The following is a 20,576-nucleotide window of genomic DNA, read 5'->3' as shown; positions in this document are numbered from 1 at the left end:
TATTCGTGGTCAAAATTAAATATTAAAAAGTATTATGATGTCTGCCGGGTTCGAAACGTCGCGAGGCGCCTAGATATTTCGAAAAATTGAATTTCGAGGCCAAAGCGACTATTTATATCGTAAGTTCGATTTCACAATTTCAGGCACGAAGGAGATTTAGGCGATGGCCGAAGGCAATCAGAGCATCATGGAAAAAGCTGAAGCCCGCTTCATGGACAAGCAGAAGAAGACGGCCGAGCGCAACAAGGCAACCTCCGACTACATGTCCGAAGCGAGGGCCAGGGAGATCAAGACAGCAAGGCTCAGGGAATTGCGCCTGGCCAAGGAAGAGGCCGACCGCGTCGCGGAAGCCTTGAACCCGACACCGAAGAAGAAGCGGGCGACAGTCAAGAAAGCCGCCGCCGCGCCGAAGGGGGGCACGTCATGAGCCTGACATTCCCCAATCCAAGTCGCTTCTATGACGAGGCCGGCAAGCGCATCCGCTTTGTCGGCCATGACGGCGTGTTCCAGATTTCCTTCTCTGTCGCAGCCGATGCCCTCTCGAAGGCGCCATCAGGGACGGCGACCGCGGAAGCCACCTATCTGGCGGCTTTCGACACCGCGTCCAGCTCCATCCATGACATTGCCAGCAAGGCCTACGCCCGCACCCGCAAGAGCATATATGTGCTCACAGCCGCGGATTTCGGTTAGCGCGCGTTCGTCTTGCAATCAGAGCGGCTGAGATCAGCGTGCGTCAGGACTTGCGGTCGGCTTTTGCCCGCCGCTTGACGTCCCGGCTGTTCAGGCGGTCGGCCATCACTTCCGCATCGCGCAAATTCATGGCCACCATTACCTGTTGCTTAAGCTCGACAGGCTGGCCGGTGAAGATGTCGAAGATAGTCCAGCTCTCGGGCTCGTCCATGCGCAACGCGTAGCGGTTTGTCATATCGGCATCAGGCCTTTGACATGAAAAATGCCGCCGCCAGGATCAGGATTGTCCAGGCCACCACCGACAGCTTCAAGGCCAGGCCGCCATGCATTGAAAGTATCTCGCGCATGCGCAGGGCCACGGTGCTCTTCGACAGGGCGGGTGCTGCCGCAATCGCGACCGGGGGCTTGACGCCGAGCTTTCCAAAAGCCGGCAGCAGCGGTGGCGTTCGCATGAAATGACCTCGAATTGCCGGAGAAAACAGGGCTCCTCATAACACCCTTCTTGAAACTCCCCGCATGCCAAATAGAACCCGGTCCGTGAAAGGGCCATGCCGCCCGATTCGCCGCCTTCCATCAGGCGGATCGTCATCTGGCGAAATCCGTGCAACGCGGTTAGGTTGCGCGCGAAACTGAGGTTGTTCAAAGCGTGACAGGCGAACGGAGACGACGATGACGGCGCCCGGCGATTTGCTGCAAGCCTTGTTCATGAGATTGAAGAGCGATGCCTCGCTGACGGCGCTGCTCGGCGGCGCCGGGTTGCGCGAGCAGGCGGCCGACAGTGCCGCCTTCCCTTATGTGACCTATGGCAGGACCAGCGCATTCGATCTGGACACCGGCGCCGACAATGATGACGACCAGCTCATCACGCTGCATGTCTGGTCGAAGGCGCAAGGCGAGGCCGAGACGCGTCTGATCATGGACAGCATCCGGGCGCGCCTTGACGGCGCCGCTTTCGCCACCGGCTCGCGCGACCAGACCCGCCTGTCCTTGGAGTTCGCCGAGGCCCGCTACGACGAGGACCTGGCGCTCTACCACGGGGTGCTGCGGATACGCGCCCTCACCGAGCAAAATGATTGAAGCAACCTAGATTTGCGCCTGGATCTCGGCCTTGTCGATGACTGACCACACCTCGCGGATGCGACCCTCTCCGAATTCGTAGAAAACATTCTCAGCGAACGACACGCGCTTGCCGTTCACCGGCAGGCCGAACAGCACGCCCTTGGGATGACAGTCGAAATGCAGGCGCGCCGCCACGCGCGGCGGCTGGCAGACCAGCAGTTCGATGTTGAAGCGGAGGTCGGGAATCGCCTCGAAATCGCCTTCGAGCATACGGCGATAACCCGACAGGCCGAGCATTTCGCCATTGTGCTGCACCTCGTCGCCGACAAAGTCTCCAAGTTTCGCCCAGTCCTGGGCATTCAGGCAAGCGATATAGCCCCGGTAAAGGTCGGCAAGGTCTTTATCCGTCATGGCGCACTCCGATGATTTGGCGTTTCCCGCGCTATTTAGGGCGGCCCTTCAGAATGGTCTCGCCTTGACCTGTTCCCAATCTGGCTGCGAATTGAGAACCTGCGCGCAAACACCATAGCCGCGCAGCCGGTTTTCCGGTTATGAATCCATTGCCCGGTCTGAGGGACTGGGCGGTAGGATCGCATTCATTCGTTGCGCGCGCAGGGGGTATTGCGGGGATGGATTTTCACCCGTTCACCGTTCATTTCACGTTCAGCACAGTTGCGTTACAACGCCGACCATGAAAACGCTTCGCTCTCATGTCAGAACCGCGATACTGGCGCTCACGGCGGCTGGCCTGTTGGCGTCGCAAGCGACGCCGGCAGCCGCGGCGGATTGCTACGCGATCGGCCAGCAGGTTGCCGAGCAGAATGGCGGCACGCTGGCCAAGGCTTCGCAGACGACGCGTGGCGGCCAGGAGGTCTGCGTCATCGTCGTGCTTGTGCCGGGCAAGGACGGCCAGCGTCCGCGCCGCTCCGAGATCGTCGTCCCGGCGAACTGATCCAATCTTCCCCCTTGCAGGGCTCGTTTCCCAGACCACCGGAATCGGCCTATATCTGACACATCAACAGGCCTGACCGATCATGCGCGTACTCGTCCTCGAAGATGACAAGGATCTCAACCGGCAGCTGGCCGACGCGCTGGTCGATGCCGGCTATGTCGTCGACCGCTCCTATGACGGCGAGGAGGGGCATTTCCTCGGCGACACCGAGCCCTACGATGCCGTCGTGCTCGACATAGGCCTGCCGCAGATGGACGGCATCAGCGTCGTCGAGCGCTGGCGCCGCAACGGCCGCAAGATGCCGGTGCTGATCCTGACAGCGCGCGACCGCTGGAGCGACAAGGTGTCGGGCATCGATGCCGGCGCCGACGACTATGTCACCAAGCCGTTCCACATCGAGGAGGTGCTGGCCAGGGTGAGGGCGCTGATCCGCCGCGCCGCCGGCCATGCCTCGTCCGAGCTCACTTGCGGGCCGCTGCGCCTCGACACCAAGGCCTCCAAGGCCGATGTCGCCGGCGTGCCGCTGAAGCTGACCTCGCATGAGTTCCGCCTGCTGGCGTATCTGATGCACCATATGGGCGAGGTGGTGTCGCGCACCGAGCTGGTCGAGCATCTCTACGACCAGGATTTCGACCGCGATTCCAACACCATCGAGGTCTTTGTCGGCCGGCTGCGCAAGAAGATGGGCATCGACATGATCGAAACCGTGCGCGGCATGGGCTATCGCATGCGTGAGCCGGAGGCGTAAGGCGGAACCGCTCCCCATACCAGCAAGGAAGCCTTTTTCGGCGCGGCTCTGGCCGCGCTCGCTGGCCTTCCGCGTCATCGGCTTTTCCACGATCTGGGCGATCCTCACCCTGATCGTCATCTTCACTCTGATCACCACGCTCTACCGCCAGGCCAGCGAGCGCGGCTTCGACAGCCTGCTGTCGGCGCATCTGTTCAATCTGATCGGCTCGGTCGGCGTTTCCGAATCCGGCCAGCTCACCGGTGCTCCCGACCTTGGCGACCTGCGCTTCTCGGAGCCGAATTCGGGCTGGTACTGGTCGGTGGAGCCGGCTTCCGAAGGTGTGCACGGCAACCTTCATTCGTCCTCGATGACCACGACGATCCCGTCGCCGACCGTCGCCGAGGTGCCGTTCAATTCGAGCTTCCAGCGCAGCTACTCCACCGACGGTATCGGCGACGAGCAGCTCGAAGTGTTCGAGAGCGAATTCGTGCTCGACGCCAAGAACCGCGCCGCGCGCTTCCGCGTGATGGGCAACAAGACCGAGCTCGAACAGGAGATCGCCACCTTCCAAGGCCGATTGCTGACCTATCTCAGCCTGTTCGGCGTCGGCATGATCGCCATCAATGCGATCGCTATCCTGCTCGGCCTCCAGCCCTTGCGCCGGGTTCGCAACGCGCTTGCCCAGGTGCGCGAAGGCACGGCGCAGCGGCTCGATGGCCGGTTTCCCGCCGAGATCGAGCCGCTCGCCAACGAAACCAATGCGCTGATCGAAAACAACAAGCGCATCGTCGAGCGCTCGCGTACGCAGGTCGGCAACCTTGCCCATTCGCTGAAGACGCCGCTCGCCGTGCTGATAAATGAGGGCCGGGCTCTCGGCGGCGCCAAGGGCCAGCTCATCGCCGACCAGGCGGCGTCGATGCAGAAACAGGTCGACCACTACCTGCAGCGGGCACGGGTCGCGGCGCAGCGCGACAGCGTCGTCTACCGCACGCCGGTGACGCCGCTGGTGCAGCGCATGGTGCGCGTGCTGCAAAAACTCAAGCCTGATGTCAGCCTGTCGCTTACGCTGCCGGCGGCCGACATCGTCTTTGCTGGCGAGCGCGAGGATTTGGAGGAACTGCTCGGCAACCTTCTCGACAATGCGATGAAATGGGCGAAGAGCACTGTTGCCGTATCCGTCACGCCGGCCGCAGCCGGCCTGTTCGAGCTATCGATCGAGGATGACGGTCCCGGCATCCCCGAGGACAAGGCCCGCGACGTCTTGAAACGCGGCCGGCGCCTCGACGAGACAAAGCCGGGAACCGGGCTCGGACTTGCCATCGTTGCCGACCTCGTCAACGAGTATGGCGGGGCGCTGGCGCTGGAACGCTCCACGATGGGCGGGCTGAAGGCGGTTGTGCGCTTGCGGAGCTTGCAATGATGTACTGCCCAGGGCCAATCGACACGGCCGAATGCCTGTGTTATGGCGGCCCCTCGATTGCGCAAAAGCCGTTAAGAACGGCCAAATTTCCGACAAATATCAATAGTATGAGGTCCTGACGCCCCCCGATGACGCGGCCCCCAGCGCATCCCGTTCAAGAAAACCGGTTGTTGGCATGAAGATTCGCGTTGCGCTCGTTTCCGCACTGCTCGCTCTTTCCGGCTGCGGGACGCTGGGCAAGGGCAGTGGCCCGGATATCTCCATCACCAACCCGCCCGCGTCGCCTCCTTCAGGGGCCAAAGTCGCGACGACGATCATCTCGGCCATGGCCGGCGGGCTCGTCGGCGGATCGATCGGCAGCGGCCTGAACAGCACCGAGAAGCGCAAGGCGCTCGAGGCGGAATACAAGGCGCTCGAATATACGGCGAGCGGCCAGAAGGTGACGTGGAAGAGCGACAGTTCGGCTCATTCCGGCGAAGTCGTCGCGGCCCAGCCCTACCGCGTCGGCTCGCAGGATTGCCGCCAGTACACCCATACGGTGTTTACCGGCACGGCCGGCCAGACCGCGCGGGGCACCGCATGCCGCAACGCCGACGGCAGCTGGACGCCGCTGACCTGAACGTTGGGCCGGGGTCGGAATCCCGTCAAAGCGTCGCAGCACCCTCATGTTGTGAGAGCAGGGCTCTCGCTCTATTGGAAGAACCATGCTGTTCTGGGTCATAGCCGCAATCCTCACGCTAGGCGCAAGCCTGACGGTGCTGCTGCCGCTGACCAGTGGCGGCAAGGACGCTCCGACCAGCAGCGACCACGACCTCGAAGTCTATCGCGACCAACTGGCCGAGCTTGAGCGTGACGCCGCGCGCGGGCTGATCCAGCCGGCGGAAGCCGAGGAGGCGCGCACTGAGATCGCCCGCCGCATCCTTCGCCTGGGAGATGTTGGTCAAGCCAATGTCGGTCAAGCCGATGCGCCTGGCACGCGGCAGCCGTCAAAGGCGGCAAGGCTGGTGGCAACGGCTGCGGTACTGGCGGTCCCTCTGCTCAGCTGGGGCCTTTACAGCCAGCTCGGCTCGCCGGATCTGCCGTCGCAGCCGCTTGCCGAACGGCTGGCCAAGAATCCGGCCGATAGTTCGGTCGACGAGTTGGTGGCGCGCGCCGACGCCCATCTTGCCGCCAACCCTGGCGATGGACGCGGCTGGGACGTGCTCGCCCCGATCTATCTGCGCCTGCAGCGCTTTCCCGATGCCGTGACCGCCTATCGCAATGCCATCCGCCTCGATGGCGACACGGCTGCCCGCGAGGCCGGCCTCGGCGAAGCGATCGCCAATGCGGCCGGCGGCATCGTTTCGGCCGATGCGCAATACGCTTTCGAACAGGCGCTAAAACTCGACCCGGGAAACGCGAAAGCCTCGTTCTATTTGGCGATGGCGCTGGCCCAGGAAGGCCACATACCCGAGGCAACCACGGCTTGGCAGAAAATGCTCGATTCCCTGCCGCAGGATTCGCCATGGCGCGGAGCTGTCCAACAGGCACTGGCCGAGGCCGCCAACCGCAGCGTCGCGTCAGGAGAGCCCGCCAAAGGCCCCGACGCCGCAGCCGTCGATGCCGCCTCGTCGATGGCGCCGCAGGACAGGCAGGCCATGATCGAAACCATGGTCTCCGGCCTCGACGAAAAATTGCGGCAAAATCCGCGCGACACGGAAGGATGGATGCGGCTCATTCGTTCCTATGTTGTGCTGGGCAAGGCCGACCAGGCGCGCGACGCGCTGCATCGCGGTATTGCCGTGTTTGGCGCCGACAGTGAGGAAGCGAAGAAATTCACCGCCTTTGCCGCCTCGCTGGGCCTGACGGCGACGGAGTAGGACATGACGCGCAAGCAGAAGCGATTGTCGGTGATTGTCGGAGGTCTTGCCTTCCTCGGCGCCGCCACCGGGCTGACCTTCTATGCGTTGGGCCAGAAGGCCTCCTATTTCTATATGCCCGCCGATCTGACCACCGCCAGCTTGCAGCCGGGACAGCGCATCAGGCTCGGCGGCCTCGTCGAAAAGGGCACGGTCGTGCGCGGGCAGGGCGCGACGGTTGCGTTCTCGGTCACCGACACGCACAAATCGGTCAAGGTCAGCTATACCGGCATCCTGCCCGATCTGTTCCGCGAGGAGCAGGGCGTCATCACCGAAGGCAGCTTTGGCGCCGACGGCGTTTTCGTCGCCGACAGCGTGCTGGCCAAGCATGACGAGCGCTACATGCCCAAGGAAGTCGCTGACGGGCTGAAGGCCAAGGGCGTGTGGCAAGAGAGCAAGAGCCAGTAATGGTTGAGACCGGACACTTCGCGCTCGTCCTCGCCTTTGTGCTGTCGCTGGTGCAGACGCTGGTGCCGCTGATCGGCGCCCGTACCGGCAACCAGAGGCTGATGGCTGTCGGCGGTCCCGTCACGGTCACAGGCTTCGCGCTCACGGCGCTATCGTTCGCAGCACTCGCCGGCGCCTATGCAAGTTCCGATTTCTCGGTGGCGAGCGTGTGGGAAAACTCGCATTCGCTGCAGCCACTAATATACAAGATCACCGGAACCTGGGGCAATCACGAAGGCTCGATGCTGCTCTGGGTACTGATCCTGACCTTCTTCGGTGCGCTGGTAGCCGTCTTCGGTTCCAATTTGCCGGCGACGCTGCGCGCCAATGTGCTGGCCGTGCAAGGGGCGATCGGCGCCACCTTCTTCTTGTTCATCCTGGCGACATCGAATCCGTTCACCCGGCTCAATCCGGCGCCGATCGAGGGCCGCGATCTCAACCCGGTCCTGCAGGATCTTGGCCTCGCCATCCATCCGCCGCTGCTCTATCTCGGCTATGTCGGCTTCTCCATCTGCTTTTCCTTCTCGGTCGCCGCCCTCATCGAAGGCCGCATCGATGCCTCCTGGGCGCGCTGGGTGCGGCCGTGGACGCTGGTCGCCTGGATGTTCCTCACCGGCGGCATCGCGATGGGCTCCTACTGGGCCTACTACGAGCTCGGCTGGGGCGGCTTCTGGTTCTGGGATCCGGTCGAAAACGCCTCCTTTATGCCGTGGCTGGCCGGCACGGCTCTTCTGCATTCGGCGATCGTCATGGAGAAGCGTTCGGCGCTCAAGATCTGGACGCTGCTGCTTGCCATCCTCACCTTCTCGCTGTCGCTGCTCGGCACCTTCCTGGTGCGCTCCGGCGTGCTGACCTCGGTGCATGCTTTCGCCACCGATCCGACCCGCGGCATCTTCATCCTGTGCATTTTGACGCTGTTCATCGGCGGCTCGCTGGCCCTGTTTGCGCTGCGCGCCTCGCGGCTGACGGCCGGCGGCCTGTTCCACCCGATCTCGCGCGAAGGCGCACTCGTCCTCAACAATCTGTTCCTGACCACGGCCACGGCCACCGTGCTGGTCGGCACGCTCTATCCGCTGGCGGTCGAAGCGCTTTCGGCCGGCAAGATCTCAGTCGGCGCCCCTTCTTCAACCTGACATTCGGCCCGCTGATGGTGCCGCTGCTGGTCGTGGTTCCTTTCGGACCATTGCTCGCCTGGAAGCGCGGCGACCTCTATGCCGTCGCCCAGCGCCTGATGGCGGCTTTCGGCGCCGCTCTCCTGGCGATGCTGGTCACCGGGCTGTTCATCGACGGCGCGTCGGTGTTCGCCGCCCTTGGTGTCGGCCTCGCCTGCTGGCTGGTCTGCGGCGCGCTTACCGACCTCGCCGTCAAGTCCGGCTTTGGCAATGTGTCGCCCGCCATCATGCTGCGCCGTTTCGCCGGCCTGCCGCGTTCGGTGTTCGGCACTGCACTTGCCCATCTCGGCCTCGGGCTGACGACGCTCGGCATTGTCGGCACGCTGTGCTTCGGCACCGAAAGGATACTGTCGATGCATGCCGGCGAGAGCGTCGAACTCTCCGGCCACACGCTGCGTTTCGACGGCCTCTTCCCGGCGCAGGGTCCGAACTACAGCGAGCAGCGCGGCCGCTTTTCCCTGATCGGCGCCGATGGCGGCGTTTCAGCCGAAATCACCTCGGCCAAGCGCTTCTTTCCGGTGCGGCAGACGACGACGACCGAATCCGGCATCGAGACGATCGGCTTCAGCCAGCTCTATCTGTCGCTGGGCGATGAAGGCACCGATGGATCCGTCGTGGTGCGCCTGTGGTGGAAGCCGCTGGTGACGCTGATCTGGGGCGGAGCTCTGGTGATGATGGCGGGAGCCGCAATGTCGCTGCTCGACCGTCGCCTGCGGGTTGGCGCACCCTCGCGCCGCCGCAAGCAGGCAGCCTCCATGCCGTCGGCAGGCGCGCCGTGAGCACCAGGTCTCTGGCCTCGCTCGTGCTTTTGCTGGCGCTGCTGTTTGCCGGCGCGGCGCAAGCGGTGAAACCGGACGAGGTTCTCGCCGATGCGGCGCTCGAGGCGAGGGCGCGGCTGCTGTCGGAAGGCCTGCGCTGCATGGTCTGCCAGAACCAGTCCATCGACGAATCCGATGCTGACCTCGCCCGCGACCTGCGCATCCTGGTGCGCCAGCGTCTGGTTGCCGGCGATACCGACCAGCAGGTGATGGACTATATCGTGTCGCGCTACGGCGAGTTCGTGCTGTTGAAGCCGCGCTTCAGCCCGCGCAACGCCTTGCTTTGGGGCACGCCGGTGCTTCTGCTTCTGGTCGGCGGCATTTTCATTGTGCTGACCACACGCTCCCGCCGCTCGTTGGCAACCAAGGCGCTGAGCGCCGAGGAACAGGCGGCGCTGGACAAGGTGCTGAGCGACTAGCTCGGCCATTCCTCCAAAGGCCAGTCCCGCGACGTGTGGATGGCGCGCAGGATAACAATGCTCTGACGGCCGGCGATCAGGCGCAATTCATAGGCAATGATGTAGGGCAGGCGGCCGATGGGCTTCTCATAAGTGCCTGTTACCCGGCCAGGTCGGCCCGTCGCCATATCACCAAGGCCCCGGCCCATTTCACGGATACGGTCCGCGAGGCGTCGGGCGGCGGCAGGATTGTCCTGAGCGATAAAGGCAACTTGCTGCGTGAGATCGTCCAGCGCTTCTCGCGACCAGGTGGCGAACCGCTTCACGCCTTGCCTGCGCGCCTGGCTTTCGCTGCTTCGATCACCGCGTCGACCTCCGCCATGGCGTCGTCGTGGGGCACGACGCGGCCAGCCTCTGCGTCGGCCATGCCACGTTTTATGCCTTCGATGATATCCAACTCGCGATCGACATAGGCTGAGACCGCCTCGGCGGCGAGGAACGATTTACTACGCCTGGTATCGGTAGCGATCTGCTCCAGCTTCAGCTTGGTCTCGGACGAGACTCGAATGGTCATGGTGGTGCTTGCTGTCATTGTGAAAGCCTTGTGCTGAGTTGTGTACACCACAGGGCAGCAGGCGAGCGCAACCAAGCGATTTGTGCGACCGCCCAACATTACAAAACTTTCATGCACCGGAAATGGCGCCGTAATGTGCGCCTCTCTATTTCTCTTGTCCGAGGATGCTCTGCCTGAGCCGCATCCAGTGAAAAGAGGATACGAGACCCATGACTATCGCCCCCAACCCATATTCCCGCACCCGCAAACGCCTGTTGGCCGCCGCCGCTTCGCTGGCCATTGCCGGCGGCATCGGTTTCGGCGCCGTTGCCACTGGTACAGCTCCCGTTCTGGCCGACGCCGTGCGGGTCGAAGCGCCCCAGGTGCCGGGCTTTGCCGATGTCGTCGAGCGCGTTTCGCCGGCCGTGGTCAGCGTCAAGGTCAAGGCCAAGATCGAGCCTGCCGCCGATGACGGCTCCGACCAGTCCGACGATCCGGACGGCATGAACAACCTGCCCGACAATCCGCAGCTGCGCCAGTTCTTCAAGCAATTCCGCGGCTTTGGTGATCAGAACGGCCATGACGGCGGCAATCGTCGCTTCAGCCACCGCGACCATAACAACGACCAGCCGCGTCCGGTGGCGCAGGGTTCTGGCTTCTTCATCTCCGATGACGGCTATCTCGTCACCAACAACCATGTCGTCGAGGAAGGCTCCGCCTTCACAGTGGTGATGAATGACGGCAAGGAGCTTGACGCCAAGCTGATCGGCACCGATCCGCGCACCGATCTGGCGGTGCTCAAGGTCGATGGCGTCGGCAAGTTCACCTATGTCGATTTCGCCGACGATTCCAAGGTTCGCGTCGGCGACTGGGTGGTGGCCGTCGGCAATCCGTTCGGCCTCGGCGGCACCGTCACCGCCGGCATCGTCTCGGCCCGTGGCCGTGATATCGGCGCCGGTCCCTATGATGACTTCATCCAGATAGACGCTTCGGTCAACCGCGGCAATTCGGGCGGCCCGACCTTCAACCTTAACGGCCAGGTCGTCGGCATCAACACCGCGATCTTCTCGCCGTCGGGCGGAAGCGTCGGCATCGCCTTCGACATTCCGGCCTCGACCGCCAAGCAGGTGGTGCAGGATCTGATGAAGAGCGGCTCGGTGCAGCGTGGCTGGCTCGGCGTCGAAATCCAGCCGGTTACATCGGACATCGCCGAATCGCTGGGCCTGAAGTCGCAGAACGGGGCTCTGGTTTCGGGCGCCCAGGACGGTGGCCCCGGCAAGAAGGCCGGCATCACCGCCGGTGACGTGATCACCCAGGTCGAAGGCAAGGACGTCGCATCGCCGAAGGAACTGGCTCGTCTGATCGGCGCCTACCCACCCGGCAAGTCGGTCGACGTCACGGTGTGGCGCGACGGCAAGAGCCAGACCATCAAGGTCGATCTCGGCACGTTGCCATCCACTGACAAGCAGGCCTCGGCCGACCCGCAGCAGCCCGCGGCACCGGCAAAGCCCGCCGCGCTGGCCGATCTCGGCCTCACCGTCACCAAGTCGGAAAACGGCAAGGGCCTGGTGGTGACCGATGTCGATCCCGACAGCGATGCCGCCGACCGCGGCATCCAGCCCGGCGATGTCATCACCTCGGTCAACTCGACGGAGGTGAACGGCACCGACGACGTCGCCAAGGCGATGGCCGATGCGGTCAAGTCCGGCCGCAAGGCGGTGCTGATGCAGATCACCCGCGACGATTCAAACCGCTTCGTCGCGCTGCCAGTCGCCAAAGGCTGACATCACACAGTTTCCAGTGCGGCGGTTTCAACACCCCCGAGCCGCCGCACGGGAAGCAAGGGGCCGATCGCGTTAGTCAGTCATCGTGTTCTGCCCCCGGCGGCAGCGGGCCCCCATCGCCCGCTGCCGCTCTAACAGCGAAGCATGTCGCCCAAAAGTGCACTGCGGTTTTGGCAAAACGACATGCTTGAACGAAAGCTTTTGCGCTCATGGCGGCCCCTCAATCTTCCGGCGAAATCGCGTATAACGGCTCTATGAAGATTCTCGTCATAGAAGACGATCGCGAGGCGGCCGACTATATGCAGAAGGCCTTTGCCGAGGCTGGGCACACCGCCCATGTCGCCGGCGACGGCGAAACCGGCTTTGCGCTGGCCGATGCCGGCGACTATGACGTGATGGTCGTCGATCGCATGATGCCACGCCGCGACGGGCTCTCCGTCATTGCCGGCCTGCGCTCGCGCGGCAACACCACGCCGGTGCTGATCCTGTCGGCGCTGGGCGAAGTCGATGACCGCGTCACCGGTCTGCGCGCCGGCGGGGACGACTATCTGACCAAGCCCTATGCCTTTTCCGAATTGCTCGCCCGCGTCGAGGTGCTGAACCGCCGCGCCAGCGCCAGGGAGGCCGAAACCGTCTACCGGGTCGGCGATCTCGAGCTTGACCGGCTGTCCCATTCGGTCAAGCGCGCGGCGCGCGAGATCACGCTGCAGCCGCGCGAATTCCGCCTGCTCGAATATCTGATGCGCCATGCCGGCCAGGTGGTGACGCGCACCATGCTGCTCGAAAATGTCTGGGACTATCATTTCGATCCGCAGACCAACGTCATCGACGTTCACGTCTCGCGCCTGCGTGGCAAGATCGAGAAGGGTTTCGACAAGCCGATCCTGCATACGGTTCGCGGCGCCGGCTATATGCTGAAGAGCGGCTAGAGCATGATCCCAAAAAGTAGGTACCGGTTTTTGGAGAAGATCATGCTCCAACAAAGGGGTAGGTCATGATGAGATTTCAGCCAAATCTCATCATGAGCTAGAACTCGATGGTCCTTTCCCTGCCGGCCATCATGAGGACGACGGCGGCGCGGCTTTCAGCGCTTTATTTCCTGCTTTTCGCGCTATGTGCCGTGTTGCTGGTCTTCTACATGACGTCGTTGTCGGCCCGCATGCTGACCGGCCAGACCCAGCAGACCATCAATGACGAGGTGCTCGGCCTCGCCCGTGCCTATCAGAGCGGCGGCCTGCCGCGGCTGGTGCGCGTCGTCGAGCAGCGCTCGCGCCAGCCCGGCGCCAACCTCTATCTCATTGCCGACGTCAACGGCCAGATCCTCACCGGAAACGTGCAGAGCCTGGCGCCGGGGGTGCTCGAGACCGATGGCTGGACGACCGAACCCTTCTCCTATCGCCGTTTCGGCGAAGGTGAGCTCGAACGGCAGCGCAACCAGGCTTCTGACCCGAACGGCGCGCAGCCCGGCGAGACCGAAATTCAGTCCGAGGGCGAGAAGGGCCACAACGCCATCGCGCTGGTGCTGCGGCTGCCCAACCAGATGATCATGCTGGTCGGCCGCGATCTCGGCGAGCCCGAGCGCTTCCGCGCCGTCGTCCGCCGCGCCCTGATGCTGGCGCTGGGCATGATGGGCCTGGGCGGGCTGCTGATCTGGTTCCTTGTCGGCCGCGCCGCGCTGAAGCGCATCGACAGCGTCTCGGAGGCAAGCCGCCGCATCATGGGCGGCGATCTCACGGGACGGCTGCCGGTGACCGGCGCTGGCGATGAGTTCGACCGCCTGTCGGAAAACCTCAACACCATGCTGGCCAGGATAGCGACGCTCAACGAAGGGCTGAAGCAGGTCTCCGACAACATCGCCCATGATTTGAAGACGCCGCTGACCAGACTGCGCAACCGCGCTGAGGCGACACTTTCGGGCAAGCACAAGACCACCGACTACCGGCAGGCGCTGGAAGGCACCATGGCCGAATCCGACCAGCTGATAAAAACCTTCAACGCCATCCTGATGATCTCCAGGCTGGAGGCCGGCTATTCCTCGGAGAGCACCAGCAAGGTCGATCTCGCCGCCGCGGTGCATGACGTTGTCGAGCTTTATGAGCCGGTGGCGGAGGAGGCTGGCGTGGTGCTCGAAACTGCCGCGGACGGGAATTTTTCCGTCAATGGCAACCGCGAGCTGATCGGCCAGGCGCTGTCGAACATCGTCGACAACGCCATCAAATACTCGACCGATGCGACGGAAAAGCCTGCTGTGCGCGTAGCCCTGCAGCGCGTCGGTCACGAAATCCGCCTTTCTGTTGCCGACAACGGCCATGGCATCCCTGATGACGCCGACCGCGCCAGGGCGACCGAGCGCTTCGTGCGGCTGGAAAAGAGCCGCTCGCAGCCGGGATCCGGTCTTGGCCTCAGCCTCGCCAAGGCGATCATGACTTTTCACAATGGCCGGCTTGAACTTCTGCCTGCCAATCCCGGATTGTCCGTTATCATGAGCTTCCCGGCGCGGGAGGACCATTGATGGCGGTGAGGATGGCTGCGAAACGGATCGAGACCGAATGGCGCCTGCAACTGGCGGCGCAGCTCGCGCCGCTGGATGAGACCCGCGCCCGGCGTGAACTGTCGGAGATCGCTGGCGATGCCAAGGACGAGAACCTGCCGCGGCTGGCGAAATTCCTAGGGGGCAAGGGCGCGGCCCAGGAGTTTCTCGCTGCCGTCTTCGATCTCTCGCCTTTCCTCCGCGATGTCGCGCGCCGCCGGCCGCAAATCCTCGACGCGCTGTTCGATGGCAGTGTCGAGGCTCGGCTGCTCACCATCGCCGAAGCGATCGGCAAGGCCGCCTTTTCCGAGACCGTTTCCGAATCCAGCCTGATGATGGAACTCAGGCAGTGGAAGGGTGAAGCTCACTTTCTGATCGCACTTGCAGACCTCTCCGGCGAGGCCGATGCCGCGCTGACGGTAAGGCGCCTCAGCAATCTCGCCGATGCCTGCACCTGTGCGGCGGTCGACTTCCTGCTGCGCGAGGCGCACAGCCAAGGCAAGCTCAAATTGCCCGATCCCGAAAATCCGTCACGGCAATCCGGCTGGATCGTGCTCGGCATGGGCAAGCTTGGCGCGCATGAACTGAATTTCTCCTCCGACATCGACCTCGTCGTCTTCTTCGATCCGGATGCGCCGGCAATCGTCGATCCGCTCGACGCCACAGAGCTGTTTGCGCGCCTGACCCGCAGGCTGGTCCGCATCCTGCAGGACCGCACCGGGCACGGCTATGTCTTCCGCACCGATTTGAGGCTTCGTCCCGATCCAGGCTCGACGCCGCTGGCGATCCCGGTCGAGGCAGCACTTCGCTACTATGAGGCGCGCGGCCAGAACTGGGAGCGCGCCGCCATGATCAAGGCGCGTCCCGTGGCCGGCGATCTCGATGCCGGGGATGCGTTCCTGCGGGAATTGCAGCCCTATGTCTGGCGCAAATACATGGACTATGCGGCGATCGCCGACGTTCATTCGATCAAGCGCCAGATCCATGCCCACAAGGGTCATGGCGAGATCGCGGTCAAAGGACACAACGTCAAGCTCGGCCGCGGCGGCATTCGCGAAATCGAGTTCTTCGTCCAGACCCAGCAACTGATCGCCGGCGGCCGTTTTCCGGAGCTGCGCGGCCGCGAGACGGTGCCGATGCTGGGTGCGCTGGCGGCGCGCAACTGGATCACCGCCGATGCACGCGACGCGCTCACGCAGCAATATTGGTTTCTGCGCGGCGTGGAACACGCCATCCAGATGGTCGCCGACGAGCAGACGCATATTCTGCCCGACGATGATGAAGGGCTGGAACGCATCGCCCATATGCTGGGCTTTGCCGATGCCGCCAGATTTGCCGAAACCTTTCGCGCGGCTTTGCATGAGGTCGAGCGCCATTACGCCGCGCTGTTCGAGACTGCGCCTGAATTGTCGGCCGGCGTCGGCAATCTGGTCTTCACCGGCGATGTCGACGATCCCGACACGCTGCAGACCTTGCATGGCCTTGGCTTCCAGCGGCCAAGCGACATCTGCCGCGTCATTCGGGGCTGGCATTTCGGCCGCTATCGCGCCACCCAGTCGGCGGAAGCGCGCGAGCGGCTGACCGAACTGACGCCGGCGCTGCTCAAAGCCTTCGGCCAGACGCGCCGGGCCGACGAGGCGCTGGTTCGCTTCGATGAACTCCTCGCCGGCCTGCCCGCCGGCATCCAGCTGTTTTCGCTGCTGCAGTCGAATCCCGCTCTGCTGAAGCTTATGGCGACGATCATGGGCGCCGCGCCTCGGCTGGCGGCAATCATCACAAGGCGCCCGCATGTCTTCGACGGTCTGCTCGACCCGGCGCTGCTCACCGAACTGCCCAACCGCGCCTATCTCTCAGCGCGGTTGGCCGCTTTCATCGATGGCGACAGGCCCTACGAGGATGTGCTTGACCGGCTGCGCATCTTTGCCTCCGAGCAGAAATTCCTGATCGGTGTCAGGCTGCTCGCCGGCTCGATCGACCCGGCGCGCGCCGGCCGCGCCTTTTCCGATCTCGCCGACCTCACCATCGACGCCGCATTGCAGGCGGTGACCACCGAATTCGCGCTGCGCCACGGCGGTATCGCCGGCGGCACGGTTTCGCTGCTCGGCATGGGTAAGCTCGGCAGCCGCGAATTGACGGCGGGTTCGGACGTCGACCTTATCCTGCTTTACGATCACGACCCGGATGCCGACGAGTCCGACGGCGACAAGCCGCTCGCACCGTCGCACTACTACACCAGGATGACGCAGCGGCTGATCGCGGCTGTCTCGGCGCCGACCGCCGAGGGCGTTCTCTACGAACTCGACCTGCGCTTGCGGCCATCCGGCAACAAGGGGCCGGTGGCGACCCATATCGACGCCTTCAAGAAATACCAGCGCCAGGAGGCCTGGACCTGGGAGCACATGGCTTTGGCAAGGGCTCGCGCCATCGGCGGTGACGCTGCCCTTTGCGCCGAGGTCGAGGCCGAGGTGGCGGCACTTCTGGCCTTGCCGCGCGACGCCGCCAAGGTGAGGGCGGAGGCATCCGAGATGCGCGCGCTGATCGAGAAGGAAAAATCGCCGCGCGATCTCTGGGACATCAAGCTCATCTCCGGCGGCCTCATCGACCTCGAATTCATCGCGCAGGTGGCGGTTATAACCGGGCAGGTCGAAGCCGGCCGCAGGGTGACCGCGACCGGCGAAATCCTGGCGCATCTGTCGCCGGATTTCGCCGAGGCTGACGTCAGGCAGCAGCTTTGCGAAGCCTACCAACTCTATCTGGCGCTGACCCAGATGACGCGGCTTTGCCTCACCGGTGCATTCGAACGCGATGACGTTCCGCCGGGATTGTCGGATCTGCTTCTGGCGGTGACTGACCTGCCGGATTTCGGTGTGCTGGAAGCACATCTCAAGGAAACGTCGCAAAAGGTCAGAAAGGATTTCAACCTTTTGCTTCGTACGAAACGGTCGTGAGGGCGTGAAGCGTTGGCGGCTGTTTCGGATCGCATCGGGGGTGACGATGCAACAGGAGATACCCATGAGAAAGACAACCGGACTTGCCCTTGCCTTTGTCGCGCTTGCCGGCGCCGTTGGCACCACCGCCTATGCCGAGAACAATGCCAGCGCCAGAATGCGCGAGGGCGCGATGATGCGCCTCGACAAGGCGATGAAGGATTCCAACGGCACCATCAGCTTCGACCAGTTTTCCGACGCCATGAACGCGCGGCTGAAGAAGCTGGTCGCCGATAATGGCGGCAAGCTGACAGTCGCCCAGCTCGCTGACGCGCTGGAGAAGGCGCGGTTCGAGGAAATGGCCAAGCGCATAGTTGCCCGCTACGACAGCAAGGGCGACGGCACGCTGACCACGGACGACATCACCGGGCGCGAGAAGAAGGTGTTCGCCATGCTCGACCGCAACAATGACGGCAAGATCGAGCGCAACGAACTGCCAAAGAAAGGCCGCATGGGCCGCCACCACCAATGGGACGGCGGCGACGACAGCATGGAGTGAAATGGCGATATGTCTCCGGCGGCGAAAGCCGCCGGAGCCCTTACATGACCGGGGCTACTCAGTCCTTGAACGCGGCGGAGAGCACCGCTCGCATTGGCGGGCCGTCAGGCCGCCGCCTTCACCGCCAGCGCCGGCTTCTTCACCGGAATGCGCACCGACACGATCGTGCCGACGCCTTCGGTCGAGCGGATTTTCAGCGCGCCGCCCTGCAGCTCGGCCAGCGAGCGCGAGATGGCAAGGCCGAGGCCGGAGCCGGCGTGGTTCTTCGAAAACTGGTTCTGCACCTGTTCGAAGGGGCGGCCAAGCTTGCTCAGTGCCTCCTTCGGAATGCCGCAGCCATTGTCCTCGATGGTCAGCACCAGCGCGCCTGACGTGTTGCGGGCGCGCACCGAGATATGGCCGCCCTGACCGGTGAACTTCACCGCATTCGACAGCAGATTGATGGCGATCTGCTTGATCGCCCGGCGGTCGGCGAACAGCGTCATCGTATCGGCGATGCGGGTTTCGACCGTGATCGATTTCTCCGCCGCCTGCAGCGAGATCACCCGCACCGTCTCGCGGATCAGCGGGCAGAGATCGATTTCCTCGCGGTCCACCGAGAATTGGCCGGCTTCGATCTTCGACATATCGAGTATGTCGTTGATGACGCCGAGCAGATATTTGCCGCTGCCGTTGATGTCGTTGGCATATTCCTCGTAGCGCGGCGAACCGAGCGGCCCGAACAGGCCTTGTTCCATCAGTTCGGAGAACCCGATGATGGCGTTGAGCGGCGTGCGCAGCTCGTGCGACATGTTGGCTAGGAATTCGGATTTGGCCCGATTGGCGGCCTCGGCGCGCTCGGTTTCCTTCATATATTCGCGGTTGAGCTCGACCAGTTCCTTGGCGCGCTCTTCCTCGGCCCGGCGGGCGAGGCTGAGGTCGTGGATGGTCGCCATCAGCCGGCGCTCGCTGTCGACCAGCTTTTCCTGGTGCAGCTTGATCTGGGTGATGTCGGAGCCGACGGAGACCGTGCCGCCGTCCCGGGTCCTCAGTTCGTTGACCTGCAGCCAGCGGCCGTCGGAGAGCTGCCGCTCGAAGGTTGCGCCCCCTTGCGGCCCGTTGGTGTTGGCCAGCCGCCGTTCAGAGGCGAAGGCCAGCATGCGCTCTTCAAGCACGGCGCGCGCAGCGCCCGGCATGACGTCGCGGTCCGACAGGCCGTTGTCCTTCTGGTATTTGGAATTGCACATGATCAGGCGCTGGGCGGCATCCCACAGCACGAAGGATTCGTTGATGTTTTCGATCGCGGTCCGCAGGCGCAGGTCGGCCGCCTCCGAGCGCAGCGCCAGATGCCGCTGCTCGGTGACGTCGACGGCAATGCCGATCAGCTGGATCTCAGGCGCTTCCGGGTCGATCACCTGGGCCCTGGCGCGCATCCACACCCACTGGCCGTCGGCGTGACGCATCCGGAACACCTGGTCGATATGGTCGATCTCGCGCTCGACGATTTTGTTGGCCAGCTCGAACAGGTCGCCGTCCTCGGGGTGGATGATGTCGTCGACCTCGCCGAACGACAGCATCGAGTTGCAGGGCTCGTAGCCCAGCATGTCGTACATCGAGCGCGACCAGTACATCTTGCCGCGCACCATGTCCCAGTCCCACAGGCCGCAGCGACCGCGAACCAGCGCCATGTCGATGCGCTGATGGGCTTCGAGATAGATGCGGTCGGCTGTCTGGGCGCGCGATGCCTGGCCGAAATAGGCGTAGAGGATGATGATCAGCACGCCGGCTGTCAGCACAAACAGCGTGACGTTGAGCGAGACGGTCTTGCGCCAGTTGTCGAACGCCGCTTCCTGCGGCACCAGCACGGCGGCGGCGTACTTGCGGTCCCGGGTCAGGCTCACCGCCGCGTACCAGTCCTGGCCGCCGATGCTGACATCCATGACCCCGGCGCGGTCGCCGAACATGAACAGCGGCTGGCCGTCCAGCACCAGGCTGTCCAGCGATCGCCCTTGCCAGCCGGTCGACAGCGGCGACACGGCAATGATCTTGAAGGCGCTGTCGGTGATCACAAGCACATGGCTTCTGCCCATGGCGCCCTGGCGGCTCGTGCTTTCCAGAAGATCAATTGCACCGCTGGATGCCGCGGTCGGGTCGGCCGAGATTGCGTTCGCCATCTGGCCGGCGGCGAGACCTAGCACCGCCTTGCCGTCGCGCTCGGCCTCGTCGCGCTCGTTCATCAGCGACAGCACGCGCAGTGCGGCGATGACGATCAGGAAGATGATGATGAGAGCCGGTATGGAACGGCGCAGAAGGGGTTCGGCAGCCAGGAGCCGCCGGTAGGCTGGTTCAGCGATGAGCCGCGTATTGCCGGCGAGGCCGTCGCCTCGCGCCTTGCGCCGCTCAAAAGCCGTCCCTTCGGGCGCGCCCCACGCGTCCGCCTTGGCCATAAATGGCACTCCCCGAATTTCCGTACGCTTGACGATTCGGCAACACCGCACATCCGAATCGTCTGTAAAGAATCAAAGGTGATTCGCCTTGTCCAGAGGCGCGGCCGAAAAACATTAAAAATTCATTGAAATAACGCTGAAATCCCTCCCCTTGAGGGGAGGGTGGCCCGAAGGGCCGGGTGGGGTCCTCGGCGAAGCGCTCGACTCTCTCAA

The 20,576-nt window shown here is 63.7% G+C and carries 21 protein-coding genes and 1 pseudogene; 16 read left to right on the top strand and 6 right to left on the bottom strand.

Annotation, left to right across the window (positions count from 1 at the left end):
* The first annotated feature begins 163 nt into the window (after positions 1-163).
* Entirely contained in the window at positions 164-427 is a 264-nt protein-coding gene (locus NKL04_RS15625) for a hypothetical protein (protein ID WP_023670169.1), read from the top strand.
* On the top strand, positions 424-690 hold the full coding sequence (locus NKL04_RS15620) for a DUF1488 family protein (protein ID WP_023702194.1): 267 nt from the start codon (positions 424-426) through the stop codon (positions 688-690). The genes NKL04_RS15625 and NKL04_RS15620 overlap by 4 nt, the downstream gene beginning before the upstream one ends.
* Before the next feature lie 43 nt (positions 691-733).
* On the opposite strand, the gene NKL04_RS15615 is transcribed toward NKL04_RS15620, so the two are convergent.
* Together NKL04_RS15615 and NKL04_RS15610 are read right to left on the bottom strand one after the other, a co-directional pair.
* On the bottom strand, positions 734-901 hold the full coding sequence (locus tag NKL04_RS15615) for a hypothetical protein (protein WP_348529208.1): 168 nt from the start codon (positions 899-901) through the stop codon (positions 734-736).
* 31 nt (positions 902-932) lie between these two features.
* Entirely contained in the window at positions 933-1,142 is a 210-nt protein-coding gene (locus NKL04_RS15610; RefSeq protein ID WP_023702192.1) for a hypothetical protein, read from the bottom strand.
* Positions 1,143-1,359: 217 nt separating this feature from the next.
* On the opposite strand from NKL04_RS15610, the gene NKL04_RS15605 reads away from it, so the two are divergent.
* Positions 1,360-1,767, top strand: coding sequence for a DUF3168 domain-containing protein (locus NKL04_RS15605; protein WP_023702191.1), 408 nt, complete (start codon positions 1,360-1,362; stop codon positions 1,765-1,767).
* Positions 1,768-1,773: 6 nt separating this feature from the next.
* Here NKL04_RS15605 and NKL04_RS15600 read toward each other — a convergent pair whose 3' ends face one another.
* Positions 1,774-2,160 (bottom strand): ester cyclase, encoded by a 387-nt coding sequence (locus NKL04_RS15600; RefSeq protein WP_023684533.1) that lies wholly within the window; start codon positions 2,158-2,160, stop codon positions 1,774-1,776.
* A 280-nt stretch (positions 2,161-2,440) separates the two neighbouring features.
* Here NKL04_RS15600 and NKL04_RS15595 point away from each other — a divergent pair, with 280 nt between their 5' ends.
* The 8 genes and pseudogenes from NKL04_RS15595 to NKL04_RS15560 all read left to right on the top strand — a co-directional run bounded on the left by NKL04_RS15595 (position 2,441) and on the right by NKL04_RS15560 (position 9,605).
* Positions 2,441-2,701, top strand: coding sequence for a hypothetical protein (locus NKL04_RS15595; protein WP_023670174.1), 261 nt, complete (start codon positions 2,441-2,443; stop codon positions 2,699-2,701).
* Between the two features lie 82 nt (positions 2,702-2,783).
* Positions 2,784-3,449, top strand: a complete 666-nt coding sequence (locus NKL04_RS15590; RefSeq protein WP_023702190.1) for a response regulator transcription factor — start codon at positions 2,784-2,786, stop codon at positions 3,447-3,449.
* A complete protein-coding gene (locus tag NKL04_RS15585) occupies positions 3,433-4,851 on the top strand; it encodes an ATP-binding protein (RefSeq protein WP_023702189.1) in 1,419 nt (472 codons plus the stop codon). Before NKL04_RS15590 ends, NKL04_RS15585 begins: the two co-directional genes overlap by 17 nt.
* 175 nt (positions 4,852-5,026) lie before the next feature.
* Positions 5,027-5,470, top strand: a complete 444-nt coding sequence (locus NKL04_RS15580; RefSeq protein ID WP_023687241.1) for an RT0821/Lpp0805 family surface protein — start codon at positions 5,027-5,029, stop codon at positions 5,468-5,470.
* 85 nt (positions 5,471-5,555) lie between these two features.
* Positions 5,556-6,710, top strand: coding sequence for a c-type cytochrome biogenesis protein CcmI (gene ccmI / locus NKL04_RS15575; RefSeq protein WP_023702188.1), 1,155 nt, complete (start codon positions 5,556-5,558; stop codon positions 6,708-6,710).
* A 3-nt stretch (positions 6,711-6,713) separates the two neighbouring features.
* A complete protein-coding gene (gene ccmE / locus NKL04_RS15570; RefSeq protein WP_023670179.1) occupies positions 6,714-7,157 on the top strand; it encodes a cytochrome c maturation protein CcmE in 444 nt (147 codons plus the stop codon).
* Positions 7,157-9,147, top strand: a pseudogene (locus NKL04_RS15565) (heme lyase CcmF/NrfE family subunit). Before ccmE ends, NKL04_RS15565 begins: the two are co-directional and overlap by 1 nt.
* Positions 9,144-9,605, top strand: a complete 462-nt coding sequence (locus NKL04_RS15560; protein ID WP_023702186.1) for a cytochrome c-type biogenesis protein — start codon at positions 9,144-9,146, stop codon at positions 9,603-9,605. Before NKL04_RS15565 ends, NKL04_RS15560 begins: the two are co-directional and overlap by 4 nt.
* On the opposite strand, the gene NKL04_RS15555 is transcribed toward NKL04_RS15560, so the two are convergent.
* Both NKL04_RS15555 and NKL04_RS15550 read right to left on the bottom strand, forming a co-directional pair.
* Entirely contained in the window at positions 9,602-9,910 is a 309-nt protein-coding gene (locus NKL04_RS15555; protein ID WP_023702185.1) for a type II toxin-antitoxin system RelE/ParE family toxin, read from the bottom strand. The two genes, NKL04_RS15560 and NKL04_RS15555, sit on opposite strands and share 4 nt — an antisense overlap.
* Complete coding sequence (locus tag NKL04_RS15550) at positions 9,907-10,176, bottom strand: CopG family ribbon-helix-helix protein (protein WP_023670183.1); 270 nt, start codon at positions 10,174-10,176, stop codon at positions 9,907-9,909. The genes NKL04_RS15555 and NKL04_RS15550 overlap by 4 nt, the downstream gene beginning before the upstream one ends.
* A 191-nt stretch (positions 10,177-10,367) precedes the next feature.
* Here NKL04_RS15550 and NKL04_RS15545 point away from each other — a divergent pair, with 191 nt between their 5' ends.
* The 5 genes from NKL04_RS15545 (at position 10,368) to NKL04_RS15525 (ending at position 17,937) form a co-directional block, all read left to right on the top strand.
* Entirely contained in the window at positions 10,368-11,921 is a 1,554-nt protein-coding gene (locus NKL04_RS15545) for a Do family serine endopeptidase (RefSeq protein WP_023702184.1), read from the top strand.
* Positions 11,922-12,175: 254 nt separating this feature from the next.
* Positions 12,176-12,850, top strand: a complete 675-nt coding sequence (locus NKL04_RS15540; protein ID WP_023670185.1) for a response regulator transcription factor — start codon at positions 12,176-12,178, stop codon at positions 12,848-12,850.
* A gap of 107 nt (positions 12,851-12,957) precedes the next feature.
* Positions 12,958-14,433 (top strand): sensor histidine kinase, encoded by a 1,476-nt coding sequence (locus tag NKL04_RS15535; RefSeq protein ID WP_023702183.1) that lies wholly within the window; start codon positions 12,958-12,960, stop codon positions 14,431-14,433.
* Positions 14,433-17,399 (top strand): bifunctional [glutamine synthetase] adenylyltransferase/[glutamine synthetase]-adenylyl-L-tyrosine phosphorylase, encoded by a 2,967-nt coding sequence (locus NKL04_RS15530; RefSeq protein WP_027050017.1) that lies wholly within the window; start codon positions 14,433-14,435, stop codon positions 17,397-17,399. Before NKL04_RS15535 ends, NKL04_RS15530 begins: the two co-directional genes overlap by 1 nt.
* Positions 17,400-17,463: 64 nt before the next feature.
* A complete protein-coding gene (locus tag NKL04_RS15525) occupies positions 17,464-17,937 on the top strand; it encodes an EF-hand domain-containing protein (protein WP_023702181.1) in 474 nt (157 codons plus the stop codon).
* 104 nt (positions 17,938-18,041) lie between these two features.
* Here NKL04_RS15525 and NKL04_RS15520 read toward each other — a convergent pair whose 3' ends face one another.
* The gene (locus NKL04_RS15520) at positions 18,042-20,363 is read right to left on the bottom strand and encodes a PAS domain-containing sensor histidine kinase (RefSeq protein WP_023702180.1); all 2,322 of its coding nucleotides are present in this window, start codon (positions 20,361-20,363) and stop codon (positions 18,042-18,044) included.
* Between the last annotated feature and the right edge of the window lie 213 nt (positions 20,364-20,576).

The organism is Mesorhizobium sp. C264A, from assembly GCF_040324515.1.
Taxonomy (GTDB): Bacteria; Pseudomonadota; Alphaproteobacteria; order Rhizobiales; family Rhizobiaceae; genus Mesorhizobium.
The sequence above is the reverse complement of the archived record's forward strand: the minus strand, read 5'-3'. Positions and strand labels throughout refer to the sequence as shown.

Bases quoted from the DNA above. Each gene is read 5' to 3' on its own strand.
- ccmE (WP_023670179.1), top strand. From the start codon at position 6,714: ATGACGCGCAAGCAGAAGCGATTGTCGGTGATTGTCGGAGGTCTTGCC.
- NKL04_RS15530 (WP_027050017.1), top strand. From the start codon at position 14,433: ATGGCGGTGAGGATGGCTGCGAAACGGATCGAGACCGAATGGCGCCTG.
- NKL04_RS15540 (WP_023670185.1), top strand. From the start codon at position 12,176: ATGAAGATTCTCGTCATAGAAGACGATCGCGAGGCGGCCGACTATATG.
- NKL04_RS15600 (WP_023684533.1), bottom strand. From the start codon at position 2,160: ATGACGGATAAAGACCTTGCCGACCTTTACCGGGGCTATATCGCTTGC.
- NKL04_RS15610 (WP_023702192.1), bottom strand. From the start codon at position 1,142: ATGCGAACGCCACCGCTGCTGCCGGCTTTTGGAAAGCTCGGCGTCAAG.
- NKL04_RS15520 (WP_023702180.1), bottom strand. From the start codon at position 20,363: ATGGCCAAGGCGGACGCGTGGGGCGCGCCCGAAGGGACGGCTTTTGAG.
- NKL04_RS15595 (WP_023670174.1), top strand. From the start codon at position 2,441: ATGAAAACGCTTCGCTCTCATGTCAGAACCGCGATACTGGCGCTCACG.
- ccmI (WP_023702188.1), top strand. From the start codon at position 5,556: ATGCTGTTCTGGGTCATAGCCGCAATCCTCACGCTAGGCGCAAGCCTG.
- NKL04_RS15590 (WP_023702190.1), top strand. From the start codon at position 2,784: ATGCGCGTACTCGTCCTCGAAGATGACAAGGATCTCAACCGGCAGCTG.
- NKL04_RS15545 (WP_023702184.1), top strand. From the start codon at position 10,368: ATGACTATCGCCCCCAACCCATATTCCCGCACCCGCAAACGCCTGTTG.
- NKL04_RS15525 (WP_023702181.1), top strand. From the start codon at position 17,464: ATGAGAAAGACAACCGGACTTGCCCTTGCCTTTGTCGCGCTTGCCGGC.
- NKL04_RS15550 (WP_023670183.1), bottom strand. From the start codon at position 10,176: ATGACAGCAAGCACCACCATGACCATTCGAGTCTCGTCCGAGACCAAG.
- NKL04_RS15535 (WP_023702183.1), top strand. From the start codon at position 12,958: ATGGTCCTTTCCCTGCCGGCCATCATGAGGACGACGGCGGCGCGGCTT.
- NKL04_RS15615 (WP_348529208.1), bottom strand. From the start codon at position 901: ATGGACGAGCCCGAGAGCTGGACTATCTTCGACATCTTCACCGGCCAG.
- NKL04_RS15625 (WP_023670169.1), top strand. From the start codon at position 164: ATGGCCGAAGGCAATCAGAGCATCATGGAAAAAGCTGAAGCCCGCTTC.
- NKL04_RS15620 (WP_023702194.1), top strand. From the start codon at position 424: ATGAGCCTGACATTCCCCAATCCAAGTCGCTTCTATGACGAGGCCGGC.
- NKL04_RS15605 (WP_023702191.1), top strand. From the start codon at position 1,360: ATGACGGCGCCCGGCGATTTGCTGCAAGCCTTGTTCATGAGATTGAAG.
- NKL04_RS15580 (WP_023687241.1), top strand. From the start codon at position 5,027: ATGAAGATTCGCGTTGCGCTCGTTTCCGCACTGCTCGCTCTTTCCGGC.